Below are 15,052 nucleotides of genomic sequence, written 5' to 3'. Positions count from 1 at the left end.
ACACGCCGCACTCGCCAGCAAGCCGGCTCCCGGAAAGGTAATGCAGCGCTACAACTGCCCATCATTCGCCGACGCATCCACCCGGCTATCGAAACCCGGTGTAAGAATAATCTTGCGACAATCCTCTTCCTTCTTGTCGAAGATCGCATACCCGTCTGGGGCCTCTTCCAGCGACAGGCGATGGGTGATGATCGCTTCAGGGGCCAGTGCCCCCTCTTCAATCAACGACAGCAGCCCCGGCAAATGACGATGCACATGGGTCTGGCCCATTTTGAATGTCAGCCCTTTGTCGAACGCGTCGCCAAACATGAAGCCGTGAATGAACCCCGAGTAAACGCCCGCGACGCTGACCGTACCACCGCGTCGCACGGCCGCAATGCACTGGCGCAGGGCCTTACCGCTGCTGCCTTCGAGCTTGAGTGTGGCGAGAATGGTTTCGGTGGTGCTGCCTTTGGCTTCGAAGCCCACGGCATCGATCACCGCGTCGACGCCTCGCAGGCCTGACGTCTGACGCACGATGGTGTCCGCCGGGTCATCGTCTTCATCAAAATTGACCGGAATCGCGCCATAGGTGAATTGCGCGTACGCCAGCCGATACGCATGGTGATCAACCATGAAAATCTTTTCGGCTCCGAGCATTTTCGCGCAGGCAGCACTCAGCAGTCCGACAGGCCCCGCGCCATAAATTGCGACGCTTGAGCCTTTTCCCACCCCCGCATTGAGCACCGCCTGCCAGGCGGTGGGCAGAATGTCCGACAGGAACAGCACCTTTTCGTCCGCCAACGTGCCCGGCACCTTGAACGGTCCCACATTGCCCTTGGGCACTCGCACATATTCCGCCTGCCCGCCCGGCACCCCGCCGTACTGATGGCTGTAGCCAAACAAGGCAGCTCCGGGCGCAATCGACTTCTTGTTCAGAATCGCTCCGCGCCCGGTGTTGGTGGTTTCGCAGGCGGCGAACGCCTCCATCTGACAGAAGAAACAGCTCCCACAGGCGATCACGAACGGGATGACCACACGATCACCTGCCTTGACGGCGGTGACCTGCGGCCCGACCTCTTCAACGATGCCCATGAACTCATGCCCGAAAATATCGCCCTGTTCAGTGGCCGGAATCTTGCCGCGATACAGGTGCAGGTCCGAACCACAAATGGCCGTTGCGGTGACCTTCAACAACACGTCATCGGGTTCCTGGATGACCGGATCGGCGACGGTTTCGACCCGGACATCGTGGGCGCCGTGATACGTCAATGCACGCATGAACTTCTCCTTGGCCCGCAGGCCAGAGCGCTTCCAAGAGGCATGCAATAAGGATAGGCGGGCGTGGGGTGAAGTTCAGGTATCGAGGCAGCAAGTGACCAGCGGGCAAATCCATATCCGGATGCAAACCACCCTTCCACAGGGGCCTCGCTGTTTGTTTGGATTCAGGCAATATGGCGCAACGACCTGAAACAACTTCAATCGGCGGGAGCCCCTATGAATTCAGCCCCCTTGCGGATCTGCATCGCTGGCGCAGGCGCTATCGGTTGCACGCTGGCCGCGCGGATCGCCCTGACCGGGCGCCCCGTGAACGTTTTCGCCCGTGGCCGCACGCTTGAAGCGCTGCAACGCAACGGCATTCACCTTCAAGACTTACAGGGCCGCCATCACGTCAAAGTCAACGCCAGCGACAATGCGCAGACATTAGGCGAGCAGGACATTGTCTTTCTCTGCACCAAGGCCCCTTCTCTGAGCGGTTTGTTACCCAACATCGCCCCGTTGATCGGTCCGAATACCGTTGTGGTGCCCGTGATCAACGGCGTGCCATGGTGGTATTTCCATGGCGAGGGCGGTCAATTCGATGGCCATCGCGTTGAATCGGTCGACCCTGACGGCCGCATCACCGATACGCTGGATCTGCATCAGGTCATTGGCTGCGTCGTCTTTATCACCGCGCAAAGCTCGGCCCCGGCCGTGGTGAAAACCCACAACCCGTATCGCATCATTTTCGGTGAGCTGAACAACGAATTGACGCCACGTCTGGACGAACTGGTGGCGCTGATCGAAAGCGCAGGCATCGAGGCCCATGGCACCGACCGCATTCGTGATCAGCTCTGGACCAAGATCATCGCCAACCTGACGTCAAACCCCGTGTCAGTGGTGACCGGCGCCACGCTGGAGCAGATCTACGGCCTGCCGGACATGAAATATCTGGCGCTGGCGACGTTTACCGAAGCGATGCAGGTGGCGACGGCATACGACGCAAAACTGGGGATGGAGCCTGCGACGTTCATGCAGTTCGGCGCCAGCATGGGACCGGTGCGCACGTCAATGTTGCAGGATTTCGACAAGGGCTTGCCGCTGGAACTGGCAGCGATAGGGGACGCAGTGCTGGAATTGGCGGAGAAGGTGAATATTGCGATGCCGATCACCAGGACCGTGCTGACGCTGGCGCGATTTTGCGGGGAGCATCCGCACCATAAGGACCATGGGCGGCATTGAGTCCAGGCTGATGATCGTGTCCGCGCATGATCGTTCCCACGCTCTGCGTGGGAATGAATCACGTGACGCTCCGCGTCACCGGACGCAGAGCGTCCTGGACTGCATGCCCACGCAGAGCGTGGGCACGATCACATCGCGAATGAATTCGCTCCCACAGGGATCAACACTGAGCGTTATGTAATCGGCGCCGGGTTGAACAGGGTGATGTCGTTGTGCAAACGATAGTGCTCGGTCCAGGTCTTCTTCTTGCCGCTGGCGACATCGAGATAGAAATGGAACAGCTCCCAGCCCAGGTCCTCGATGCTCGCGCGACCGGTGGCGATGCGTCCGGCGTCGATGTCGATCAGGTCCGGCCAGCGATGGGCCAGCTCGGTCCGGGTCGACACTTTCACCACCGGTGACATGGCCAAGCCATACGGCGTACCCCGTCCAGTGGTGAACACGTGCAGGTTCATCCCGGCCGCCAGTTGCAGCGTGCCACAGACAAAGTCACTGGCAGGCGTCGCACAGAAGATCAAACCTTTGCGGCTCACCCGCTCGCCAGGGCCCAGCACCCCGTTGATCGCGCTGTTGCCGGATTTGACGATCGACCCCAAGGACTTCTCGACAATGTTCGACAACCCGCCCTTCTTGTTGCCCGGCGTGGTGTTGGCGCTGCGATCCGCTTCGCCGCGGGCCAGGTAACGGTCGTACCAGTCCATCTCACGCACCAGTTCTTCGGCCACTTGCGTGGTTTCGGCGCGGGAAGTGAGCAGGTAAATCGCGTCACGCACTTCGGTCACTTCCGAGAACATCACTGTGGCGCCCGCGCGCAGCAGCAAGTCCGAGGCATAACCCAAGGCCGGGTTGGCGGTGATGCCGGAGAAGGCGTCACTGCCGCCGCATTGCATGCCCAGAATCAGCTCGGACGCCGGAACGGTTTCCCGACGACGCTGGTCGAGCTTCTTCAAACGCACTTCGGCCAACTCCATGATCTGCTCGATCATTTCGTTGAAGCCGTGCTTGGAATCCTGCAACCGATACATCCACTCATCGCTCAGGTCGACCGACGGGTCGTTCTGATGCATCACTTGCTCGGCCTGCAACTTCTCGCAACCCAGACCAATCACCAACGCTTCGCCACCCAGGTTCGGGTTGCGCGCCAGGTTGCGCACGGTGCGAATCGGGATGTACGCGTCCTTGGCGGTGATCGCCACGCCACACCCGTAGGTGTGGGTGATGGCGACCACGTCGTCAACGTGCGGGTATTTGGGCAGCAGCTCTTCGCGAATGCGCTTGACCGCAAAGTCCAACACGCCCGTGACGCACTGAACGGTGGTAGTGATGCCGAGAATGTTGCGCGTACCGACGGTGCCGTCGGCGTTGCGATACCCCTCGAAGGTGAAGCCTTCCAGCGGCTCGCCACGCCCCGGCACATCAGTGGAAAGCGGCAAGCTGTCCAGCGGCGGCGCGCTCGGCATGCGCAATTGATCTTCCTTGACCCAACTGCCGCGCGGAATCGGTTGCAGGGCATACCCGATGGTTTGCCCGTAACGAATCACTTCCCCACCCTCGGGGATGTCCACGGTGTTGACTTTATGGCTCTGGGGCACGTTATCGATGGTCACCAGGCCATTATCGAATTCTGTCCCCGCCGGTACGCCCTGGTCATTGACCACGACGACAACGTTATCGCGCTCATGCAAGCGGATGTAACGCGGCGAGTCGGCATGTTGAATCAAGTTCATCACGGTTTCCTCAGGATTTTGCTTGAGAAAGTTCACTGGCTTCGCTGGCCAGTGAATCACCCTGCGCCGGGGTGTCTTTCAATTCCACACGTTTGATCTCGCCCACGATGAACACGTAGCTGATCACCGCTACCAGCGCGTTGGCGCCGACGAACACCAGTGCCCATTTGAACGAGCCAGTGGAACTGATGATGTAGCCGATGACGATCGGGGTGGTGATCGAAGCGATATTACCGAACATGTTGAACAGACCGCCGCTCAGACCGGCGATTTGTTTCGGCGAAGCGTCAGACATCACCGCCCAGCCCAGTGCGCCCACGCCCTTGCCGAAGAAAGCCAATGCCATGAAGCCCACCACGACCCATTCGATGTCCACGTAGTTGCAGGTCACGATGGAGGTCGACAGCAGCAGACCACCGATGATCGGCACTTTGCGCGAGAAGGTCAGCGAGTTGCCGCGACGCAGCAGCCAGTCGGAGATGACCCCACCGAGCACACCACCGACGAAGCCGCAGATCGCAGGCAACGAGGCGATGAAACCGGCCTTGAGGATGGTCATGCCGCGCTCTTGCACCAGGTACACCGGGAACCAGGTCAGGAAGAAGTAGGTGATGCCGTTGATGCAGTACTGAGCCAGATAGATACCCAGCATCATGCGATTGGTCAGCAGTTGCTTCACGTAGTCCCATTTCGGACCACCGGATTTCTTGCCCTTGCCCTGATCGTTGTCCATGTCGACCATGCCGCCGTTGTTGGCGATGTGGTCGAGTTCGGCCTTGTTGATCATTGGGTGGTTGCGCGGGCTGTGAATGATTTTCAGCCAGATCAGCGAGAACACGATACCCACGCCGCCCATCACCACGAACACGTGCTGCCAGCCGAAGGTGAAGACGATCCAGCCCATGATCGGGGCGAACAGCACGGTGGCGAAGTATTGCGCCGAGTTGAAGATCGCCGAGGCGGTGCCGCGCTCGGAGGTCGGGAACCAGGCCGCAACGATGCGCGCGTTGCCGGGGAACGATGGCGCTTCGGCCAGGCCCACTAAAAAGCGCAGCATGAACAGCGCAACGATGGCGGTGGAAAGGCCGAATTCACCGACATAGCCTTGCAGCACGGTAAACAGCGACCAGGTGAAAATGCTCAGTGCGTAGACTTTCTTCGAACCGAAACGGTCGAGCAGCCAGCCGCCTGGGATCTGGCCAGCCACGTAAGCCCAGCCAAAAGCAGAGAAGATGTAACCGAGGGTGACTGCGTCGATGCCGAGGCTTTTTTGCAGGCTGGAACCGGCGATAGCGATGGTGGCACGGTCGGCGTAGTTGATCGTGGTCACCAAGAACAGCATGAGCAAGATCAAATAGCGGACGTGCGTCGGCTTGGTTTTTTGCATGTTCGAAAACTCCCACTCATTATTTTTTTACGCGGGTTAAACGATTTTTTATGTGTGTGCCGCTCGCCTCTGCCCCTAAATTCAGACGCGATTGAAGCTATTTGTCACGGTGGTGCCTAGGGTAGAACTCACGCACGGGCGACCTTGCCAGCGCAGTGCTGCTCAAAAAGAGAAAGCCTGGACCTTGCGAAAACAAACCCCCGACGGCAAAAAACCGCTGATCGCTCAGCGGTTTTGCGAAAGGTCGGCGATTACTGCTGGCCTTGCTTGTCCATCAGCGCAGCGAGCATTTCGAACTCTTCTGCGGTCAGGTCGGTCAGCGGTGCGCGGACTGGGCCTGCGTCGTAGCCAGCGATTTTCGCGCCTGCTTTGACGATGCTGACGGCGTAACCAGCTTTACGGTTACGGATGTCCAGGTATGGCAGGAAGAAGTCGTCGATCAGTTTGCCAACGGTGGCGTGATCGTCTTTGGCGATGGCGTGGTAGAAGTCCATGGCCAGCTTCGGTACGAAGTTGAACACGGCGGACGAGTAAACCGGCACGCCCAGCGCCTTGTAAGCAGCGGCGTAGACTTCAGCGGTCGGCAGACCGCCCAGGTACGAGAAGCGGTCACCCATGCGACGGCGGATCGAAACCATCAGTTCGATGTCGCCCAGGCCGTCTTTGTAGCCGATCAGGTTCGGGCAACGCTCAGCCAGTTGCTCCAGCAGCGCTGGGGTCAGGCGGCAAACGTTACGGTTGTAGACAACAACGCCGATCTTGACTGATTTGCAGACCGCTTCAACGTGAGCGGCAACGCCGTCCTGGCTGGCTTCGGTCAGGTAGTGAGGCAGCAGCAGCAGGCCTTTGGCACCCAGACGCTCGGCTTCTTGAGCCTGTTGAATCGCTTGACGGGTCGGACCACCCACGCCAGCCAGAATTGGCACGCTCTTCTCGCAGGTATCAACGGCAGTTTTGATGATCTCGGAGTATTCGCTGCCCGACAGGGAGAAGAACTCACCGGTGCCGCCAGCGGCGAACAGGGCAGAGGCGCCGTACGGGGCCAGCCACTCCAGACGTTTGATGTAGCCAGCGCGGTGGAAATCGCCCTGGGCATTGAAATCGGTAACCGGGAAGGACAGCAGACCGTGGGAGAGGATGGACTTCAGTTCTTGTGGATTCATTATTCGAACACCCTGGGAAGCTAATTGTAAGAATGGATCACCAGACCTGCGCTGATGTCGTAAGTCATCGTACAACTAGGAATGACATCTCTCAATAGGGGAAGCGAATTATTTATCCAAGGAAGGGACGAGTGGTGAATGGGCTTGAGAAAGTGACGCCACAGCGCTTGATTCTGGCCAAAGGCCGTAGGAACGTGGCTTGCCCGCGATCTGGCGCGAAGCGGCAGCCAAGGCTGCGCACGCGGCGTGTCAGATGTACTGAGTGGTGAGGTTTTGCTCCTGCTGCGCAGAGGATCGTCAGCAAGCTGGACGCCTACGCCCTTCGGCCAGAACCAGACCTGCTGACTTCACATCAGGTCATACGACCTCAAGCCCGCTGCGACTCCGCTTCTTCATGCGCATGACGCAACCGCTCGCGGCTGTTGGTCAGGTGCAGACGCATGGCAGCACGGGCGGCATCGGAATCCTGACGCGCGATGGCGTCGTAGATTTCTTCGTGCTCGCGGCTCAGACGGGTCATGTAATGCTGCTGGTCATCATGGGCCAGGCGCGCCGAGTTCAGCCGCGTGCGCGGAATGATGCTGGTGCCCAGATGATTCATGATGTCGGTGAAATACCGGTTGCCCGTGGACAGCGCAATCGCCATGTGGAACTGGAAATCAGCACCGACGGCATCAGTGGCATGGGCCGCGCTTTCATTCAAGGCATCAAGGGCAGCGCGCATGTCGGCCAGTTGTTCAGTGGAACGACGCTGGGCGGCAAGACCGGCAGACTCCACTTCAAGGCTGATGCGCAACTCAAGAATCGCCAGAACATCACGCAAGGTGACAATGGTCGCCGGATCGATGCGGAAACCGCTGGTGCTGGGTACATCGAGTACGAAGGTGCCGATCCCGTGGCGGGTTTCGACCAGGCCGGAAGCCTGCAGGCGTGAAATGGCTTCACGGACGACAGTGCGACTGACACCCTGCTCTTCCATGATCGCGGACTCGGTGGGCAATTTGTCGCCACGCTTGAGTTCGCCGTTGCGAATGCGCTCGGAGAGTTCGGTCACCAACTCCTGCGCGAGGCTGCGGTGCTTTCTACGTGCGCGAGGCGGAGCACTCTGATTTTCCATATCCAACAGGCATCTCTAAATACGGTGAAAGGCTCATCATAGCTCACCGGGTTGTACGATCACATAACAAACCCGGCGACTTCGTAGGTTTTTGCGGCACTTTGGCTCAATCGGACCTCAGATGACCGCTTCAGGACGGGGCTGCTCCTGCAAATGACCGCCCTCGATGCGCACGTGGCGACGATGGAAACGCTTCAGGCTGCTGCGATGGCCGATGCTGAGCAGCGTCACGCCAGGCAACTCGTCGATCAGCGCCTGATACAGCGCGGCTTCGTCCTCTTCGTCCATGGCAGACGTGGCCTCGTCGAGGTACAGCCAATCGGGCGCAAACAAGAGTGCGCGGGCGAACGCCACACGTTGCTGCTCGCCTGGGGAAAGCACGCGCTGCCAGTGATTGCTTTCGTCCAGACGCGGCACCAGATGGCTCAGGCGGCAGGTGTCCAACACCTGAGCAAAGCGCTCGGCGGGATAAACGTCCGGCGTCAGGGGATAACTCAATGTTTCACGCAAGGTGCCAATCGGCAAATAGGGCTTTTGTGGCAGGAATAGATAGCGCCCTTCAGGCAATTTCACCTCGCCCGCGCCGTCACTCCACAACCCGCCCATGGCCCGTAGCAAGGTACTTTTACCACTGCCGGAACGGCCACTCAGCATCACGTGCTCACCTGCGGAGATGTTGATGCTGGCCTGATCCAGCAATTGTCGGTCACCCGCCAGATCCAGCGTCAGGCGCTCAAGCTTCAGCGTGTTGCCTGCATGATTGAGCTGGATCGTCGATACCCGCTCTTCGTTCTCGGCCATGGCATCACGGAATGCCAGCAGACGATCAGACGTCGCTCGCCACCCCGCCAGCGTCACATAGGCATCGATGAACCAACTGAAGCTCTCTTGAACATTGCCGAATGCCGAGTTGATCTGCATCAGCTCGCCCAATTCGATCTTGCCGGAGAAATAACGGGGAGCCGCAACCACGAACGGGAAAATGATCGCGATCTGGCCATAACCGGTCGTGAAGAATTTAAGACGCTTCTGCACGCCCATGATTTGCCAGAAATTGCCCCAGACCAACGCGAAACGGGATGTCAGCCTGCGGTTCTCATTGGCCTCGCCGTCATACAGGGCGATGCTTTCAGCGTTTTCACGAATACGGACCATGGCAAAACGCAGGTCCGCTTCATAACGTTGCTGCTTGTTGCTCAGCCCGATCAACCGCCGCCCGATGAGATGGGCCAGCCAACTGCCGACGCCCGCGTACAGCAACGCACACCAGAACATGTAGCCCGGAATCTCGATGCCGAACACTTCGATGCTGCCGGACACGCCCCACAAAATGATCGAAAAGGACACCAGACTGACCACCGTGCTGATCAACCCCAGTACCAGCGACAATGTCGAGGACGTGAAACTGTTGAGGTCTTCACTCAAACGCTGGTCGGGGTTGTCGGTATATCCACCCTGCTCCAGCCGGTAGTAATTCTTGTGGTCGAGCCAGCGAGCGAAGTGCTTTTCGGTCAGCCAGGTCCGCCAACGAATGGTGAGCATCTGCGTCAGGTACAACCGATAGACCGCAGCCAGAATGGCAACGGCAGCAATGCCGCAGAAATACAGCATCAAGTGAGTGAAGGCCGCCAGGTCCTTCTGTTGCAAGGCGTTATAGAAATCCTTGTACCAACTGTTGATCCACACCGAGACCGCCACATCGAACAGCACAAGGGCGATCACAACGATCAGCAACACCCAGGCGATACGCTTTTCTTCACTGCGCCAGTACGGCGTGATCAGGTGCCAGACCTTATTGAAAAACTGGCCACGGGACGTGTCGTTGGCCGCAGAATACTCAGCGTTTTGATTCATGTGATCACTCGGTGGCAGGCATTTAGTGGCGTTGGCACCAATGTGCCAGACGCCACACGCGATCTTCCATGAAGAAATCTTTAACTGGCGTTCCTCTGCTCAGCGGCGAACCGGGCGCTTCTGCAACTTGCGTTGAAGCGTTCGACGATGCATCCCGAGCGCCCGTGCCGTGGCCGAGATATTGCCCTCGTGCTCGGTCAACACCCGCTGAATGTGCTCCCACTGCAAACGGTCCACAGACATCGGGTTTTCTGGCACCAGGGTGTCCAGATCAGCGTGCTCGGACAGCAGCGCGGCCAGCACATCATCAGCATCGGCGGGTTTGCACAAATAGTTGCAAGCGCCGCGCTTGATGGCTTCGACCGCCGTGGCGATGCTCGAATAACCGGTCAGTATCAGGACACGCATTTCCGGGTCCAGTTCCAGCAGCTTGGGCAGCAGCACCAGACCGGAATCGCCCTCCATCTTCAGATCGACGGTCGCGTAATCGGGAATATCCTGCTGTGCAAGGGTCAGGCCCTCTTCGGCAGAACTGGCCGTGCTGACACGGAAGCCGCGACGCGCCATTGCGCGAGCCATTACGCGGGTGAAGGTGGCGTCGTCGTCCACCAGCAACAGGTGCGGCAACTCTTCGCCGTCGACCTGGGTTTCGTCAGTCATGCTTCATCTCCTGTTGCGTTCCGGGGCAGGCGCAGCTCGGTGAGCGTGCCGCCTTCCTCGTGAGGATAGAGTTTTACCGAGCCGCCTGCGCGGGTCACGCTGGCCTTGCTCAAAAACAGGCCCAGACCGAAGCCTTTGCCCTTGGTGGTGAAAAAGGGTTTGCCGATCTGTTCAGCGATGGCCAGCGGCACGCCTGCACCATGATCGCGAATGGTGATGCTGATTTCCGTGACGTCCCAGTCCAGTGTCACCTCCAGCCCTTCCGCGCAGGCATCGGCCGCGTTGTTCAGCAAGTTCAGCAGGGCCTGGGTCAGATCGGGCGGCGGCGCGACCATCGGTACGTCGCCCTGCCCCAGACGCTGAAAACGGTACGTGGATTCGGGGCGCATCAGGTGCCAGCGATTCAGGGCTTGATCCAGCCAGTGGCTGACGGTCTGCTCCTGCACGGCCATCCGGCGATTGGCCTCGGCGGCGCGCACCAGTTGTTGCAAGGTTTCCTTGCACAGCTTGACCTGATCCTGCAGCACCGACAGGTCCTCCCTCAGCGCCGGATCCTTGTTGTCCTGCTGCATCTCTTTGAGCAGCACGCTCATGGTCGCCAGCGGCGTGCCCAGTTCATGAGCCGCCCCGGCCGCTTCGGTGGCCACGGCCAGCAATTGCTGATCACGCGCGCCTTCTTCGCGGCGCAGCGCGCGCATTTGTTCCTGACGACGCAGCTCTTCGGCCATCCGTGCGGCAAAAAAGGTGATCACACCGGCGGCCAGCGCGAAACTCAGCCACATGCCATAAATCTGCATTTTCTCGCGAGCGATGGCGAAGGCCGCTACCGGGTAGAAATTGGCGAGCATCAGGGTATACAGCGCCAGTGCGATGCCGGACAGGATCAGCGAGTAGCGCCATGGCAACGTGACCGCTGCGATGGTCAGCGGCACCAGGTAATAGGACACGAACGGATTGGTCGAGCCGCCGGAGAAATACAGCAGCGCACTGTGGATAAACAGGTCGAACGCCAATTGCACGGCGTATTCCAGCTCGGTCACCGGCCATGAAGTGCGCAACCGGATTGCCGTCAACAGGCAGACAATGGCCGAGAAACCGAGGGTGATGTCCAGTTGCAGCCATGGCAGGGACAGCAGATTGAACAAGTACGCAAAGCCCACCGAACCGGCTTGGGCACCCAAGACGAGAATACGGACGAACGTCAGACGCCAGAGGTTCTGGCGGGTAGCAGAGGTCAATTGTACGGGGGCGAGCATGAGCTCTCCTGATGAGCGCTCCAGGCGGATCCGGGCGAGTATAACCAAAGCGGCGCGGCTTGCCCCTAAAGTGCGTCAAAGCGCCACAGCAATGCGGGCCGTTGCTCTTGCTCTTCGTACGCGATAGCTCAGACGCCACCGGAACAAGATCCCGGGATGACAGTCTCATGGGCATCCGTTTGCCCTGACACTTCTCGTGCGCAGCGGACGGTTTGCCAAACAAGGAGTTTTCCATGCTCAGTCTTCGCCCCATTGCCACCCTGCTCGCCTTGAGCACAACGGCTCTCGCCAGCGTTTCGGCTCTGGCCAACGACGTTCATTACAACCAGGTGTCCGTCCGCGCCGAGGTCAATCAGGAAGTCCAGCGCGATCTGATGACCGTCACCGTGTACACCGAATCGCAGAACACCGATCCGGCCAAGCTGGCCGCTGAAATCACCGAATCCCTTAACAAAGCACTGGGCGAAGCCCGGCAGGTCAAGGACGTGACCATCCGCCAGGGCAGTCGTAACAGCTACCCGATCTACGACGACAAAGGCCAGAAGATCACCGGCTGGCGTGAGCGCGCCGAGCTTCGTCTGGAAAGCCCCGACTTCGCGGCTTTGTCCAAGCTGACCGGCGAACTGCTGGGCGGCGACATGAAAATGGGCGGCATGGATTTCTCCATTTCCGACCCGGCGCGCAAAGCCAGCGAAGACACCCTGCTCAAAGACGCCGTCACGGCCTTCAAGGCTCGCGCCCAATTGGTCACCGACGCACTGGGCGGCAGCGGCTACAAACTGGTGAACCTTAACCTGAATACATCCGGCTACCCTCAGCCTTATATGCGCGCGCCAGTCATGATGATGAAAGCGGCACGCGCCGATGCAGCACCGACCCCGGACGTCGAAGCAGGGACCAGCCAGGTCAGCGTCACGGCGGACGGCGTGATCGAAATCGCAATACCTTGATTCAATGCGGCGTCAGCCAAAAGCTGACGCCGCTTGCGGCACTTGCCTACTTGTACTACGCCCGCCCTCGATAAAAACCTTGCCGGTCCTGCCGTCTAGTCCTACCTGCCATGCCGAACCGGCTGATTTTCTCGCGTTCGCAAACGCCTAAAATTCGACCTTGAAGCCCCAGTGGCATGCACAGAAGGCAGGCCTGCTCCGGACACACCACACATGGACAGACTGACTTACATCATTCAAGGAAGAATTCACCATGACATCCAATGTCCCCGCTCACCCGAGCGCTGGCCGCTCTCGCCAGTACCTGCACAGTACGCTGATCCTCAATCAGTTGGCCCGGACCACAGAACGCCTCGATGAAATCGACGGTATCAACGCCCTGCAACACATTTTTGGCTACGACATTTCGCCGCTAGCCTGCCAGGATCTGTGGCGTCGTCTGCGGCAAGGCACCCTGCAATCCCCTGCACTCTTCCTGACCGACGTTCCGGGCTTTCGCGCCGACTACGACAACCGGGACCGCATTATCCGTATCGACCGGACATTCTTTTCCAAGGCAACCGAACACCCCGACCATCACTGGGAGCTGCTATCGGTCCTGATACACGAATTCGGTCATCATCTGGACAATCTCTTGCGCCAGGACTTCAGCCGTCCCTTTGTCGGACTAGAAACGTTGTCTCAAGATGCCAAAGGCGAAGAGGGGCATCGCTTTTCCGCCTGGCTGATGTCGACGTGCGCCCCGGCTCAGGATCAGGTCACGATTGCGACACTGCACGAGGAGGCACATCCTGCGCGCGAGTACGCCGTCTCCTGGCAACAGGCACGGCAGGCCATCGAGGAGATGCTGGACGGCATTGACGACCGTATCGACAGTCAGCACCTGCTCCCCGACCGGGAGGGCTTCGAAGCAGGCAGCGACGATTCGCAAGGGCATACGCATCAAAACATCGAGTGGGTCCTGAGCGATCACGGCTTCAGTCGCAAGGAAGTGGACGCGGTCTACTTCGGCAATTGGCTACGCGATTATTCACAGGTGGTCGACCCCAAGATCACCCGAGGCGTCGATATGACCAAAGACTTCCCGGCCATCGTTTCGCGCCAGGCCTGGACAGATATTGTGGATGTTCTGGCGGCGAAAAAATTTATCGACCTGCGCATGGAATCCCCTGCCGAGATGAAAGTGACCACCGAACGCCTCGGTGTCTACCTGCCGCACGAACACCTCGACAATCCGTTAACCGTCTCCCCCGCCTTCCCGGACCCAAAAGAGCGAGACCCGGATTTCGAACCGTGGGTTTTGCCTGGAAACCCGCTGACAGAGATTGATCCCGAGACCTCGATGAAGCGCTATGTATCGCGGTCAGTGACCTACCTGCAGCAACAGATGCAACAGGCAATGAAGCATGGCCGCTCGCTGGAAGGTTTACGTCACTACGGCGCAGCATTGCATGTACTGGAAGACCTGTTCGCTCATTCGAACTTCGCCGAACTGAGCCTGATTCAACGCGGCCACGAGAACGTGATTCCCTGGACCGCAGCAGCGGCGAGTCGACACGATCTGGCACTGGTCACCGGCACGTTTGGCGGCAGCGATGTCATTGCGAGTCTGGCGGCACCTCTAGGGAAGATGCTGTTCTCCACCACCGATCTGGAATTTGAACTGACCCAGCCTGGCTACCGCTCTGATCGAGACAAGTTGATGGCGATCCTTCTGAGCGAGCATTCCAATCCGCAGTATCTGTCTGTCTTCAATGCCCTTCTGACCGTGCGCGACGAACTCATCAAACTCGCCAACGGATGGGGGCTGGACACGTTGAAATTCTATCGCTGGCTGATCTCCACACCGGCTGGGATTGTATTGAACGCCTACAACGGCGCGATGCGGGGCGTTTTCAGTTGGCTAGGAGACAGCATCGACGACGCTCAGACAGTGTTGGGCAGAGACCCGAATACCGATCCATCGGTCGAGCCTTCCCACTCGCAGTTGTCCAAGGATCACGCAGAACACCCGCTGCACGATCTGACAGCACAACTGGCACGTGAAGCAGTACGCCGTACGACCCTGGCCATGGTTGACCACTGGAACGACCACCCGACTGCCGACCCCATTGCCGTCGCGACGGCGTTTTTCTGTCATCCCGCCGACACCGATTGGCACCATGAGATCGTACGCACCTGGGTTGACGCTAATCCTGATCAACTGGAGCGGGCACAGTCCCGGACAGAACTCGACCGTGTGCACCAAAAGGCGGTTGAAGAGCTGCGCAGGCTCCACACCCAATTGGAGGCGGACAGCCAGCGATTCCTCGAACAAATGTTCGACCGCCAACATGGTGAGGCCAACGAACATTTATCGCTCGTTGAACAGGCATTTCTGAACGCCTTCTCCGCAACCCCGTGGGGCAAGGCACTGCTGGAACTGATCACCCCATCGACCCCTAAAACTTGACCCAT

11 protein-coding genes are annotated in these 15,052 nt (G+C 59.1%); 3 read left to right on the top strand and 8 right to left on the bottom strand.

The annotated features are described in order from the left end of the window. Positions 1–48: 48 nt before the first annotated feature. Positions 49–1,260 carry a zinc-dependent alcohol dehydrogenase gene (locus tag ACI2KB_RS20030; protein WP_404637158.1) on the bottom strand — a complete coding sequence of 404 codons (1,212 nt, stop codon included), beginning with the start codon at positions 1,258–1,260 and terminating at the stop codon, positions 49–51. 216 nt (positions 1,261–1,476) lie between these two features. Here ACI2KB_RS20030 and ACI2KB_RS20025 point away from each other — a divergent pair, with 216 nt between their 5' ends. Then, positions 1,477–2,481: a ketopantoate reductase family protein gene (locus tag ACI2KB_RS20025; RefSeq protein ID WP_404637156.1), complete on the top strand. Its 1,005-nt coding sequence runs from the start codon at positions 1,477–1,479 to the stop codon at positions 2,479–2,481. 173 nt (positions 2,482–2,654) lie between these two features. On the opposite strand, the gene garD is transcribed toward ACI2KB_RS20025, so the two are convergent. From garD to ACI2KB_RS19990, 7 genes are all read right to left on the bottom strand, one after another. Further along, positions 2,655–4,208, bottom strand: a complete 1,554-nt coding sequence (garD, locus tag ACI2KB_RS20020) for a galactarate dehydratase (RefSeq protein WP_404637154.1) — start codon at positions 4,206–4,208, stop codon at positions 2,655–2,657. Positions 4,209–4,218: 10 nt separating this feature from the next. After that, positions 4,219–5,595, bottom strand: a complete 1,377-nt coding sequence (locus tag ACI2KB_RS20015; RefSeq protein ID WP_404637152.1) for an MFS transporter — start codon at positions 5,593–5,595, stop codon at positions 4,219–4,221. A gap of 251 nt (positions 5,596–5,846) precedes the next feature. Beyond that, positions 5,847–6,758 carry a 5-dehydro-4-deoxyglucarate dehydratase gene (gene kdgD, locus ACI2KB_RS20010; protein ID WP_404637150.1) on the bottom strand — a complete coding sequence of 304 codons (912 nt, stop codon included), beginning with the start codon at positions 6,756–6,758 and terminating at the stop codon, positions 5,847–5,849. Between the two features lie 367 nt (positions 6,759–7,125). Beyond that, entirely contained in the window at positions 7,126–7,875 is a 750-nt protein-coding gene (locus tag ACI2KB_RS20005) for a FadR/GntR family transcriptional regulator (protein WP_404637542.1), read from the bottom strand. Between the two features lie 117 nt (positions 7,876–7,992). Continuing rightward, positions 7,993–9,729, bottom strand: a complete 1,737-nt coding sequence (locus ACI2KB_RS20000) for an ABC transporter ATP-binding protein/permease (RefSeq protein ID WP_404637148.1) — start codon at positions 9,727–9,729, stop codon at positions 7,993–7,995. 99 nt (positions 9,730–9,828) lie between these two features. After that, a complete protein-coding gene (locus ACI2KB_RS19995) occupies positions 9,829–10,389 on the bottom strand; it encodes a response regulator transcription factor (RefSeq protein WP_404637146.1) in 561 nt (186 codons plus the stop codon). Beyond that, the gene (locus tag ACI2KB_RS19990; RefSeq protein WP_404637144.1) at positions 10,386–11,645 is read right to left on the bottom strand and encodes an ATP-binding protein; all 1,260 of its coding nucleotides are present in this window, start codon (positions 11,643–11,645) and stop codon (positions 10,386–10,388) included. Before ACI2KB_RS19990 ends, ACI2KB_RS19995 begins: the two co-directional genes overlap by 4 nt. Positions 11,646–11,878: 233 nt before the next feature. Here ACI2KB_RS19990 and ACI2KB_RS19985 point away from each other — a divergent pair, with 233 nt between their 5' ends. Together ACI2KB_RS19985 and ACI2KB_RS19980 are read left to right on the top strand one after the other, a co-directional pair. After that, entirely contained in the window at positions 11,879–12,595 is a 717-nt protein-coding gene (locus tag ACI2KB_RS19985) for an SIMPL domain-containing protein (RefSeq protein ID WP_404637142.1), read from the top strand. 253 nt (positions 12,596–12,848) lie between these two features. Further along, the gene (locus ACI2KB_RS19980) at positions 12,849–15,047 is read left to right on the top strand and encodes an HET-C-related protein (protein WP_404637140.1); all 2,199 of its coding nucleotides are present in this window, start codon (positions 12,849–12,851) and stop codon (positions 15,045–15,047) included. The last annotated feature ends 5 nt before the right edge of the window (positions 15,048–15,052 follow it).

It is taken from the genome of Pseudomonas sp. NPDC088444 (assembly GCF_044900175.1).
GTDB lineage: Bacteria > Pseudomonadota > Gammaproteobacteria > Pseudomonadales > Pseudomonadaceae > Aquipseudomonas.
Note: the sequence above shows the minus strand (reverse complement) of the source record. Positions and strands in the feature narration are given on the sequence as shown.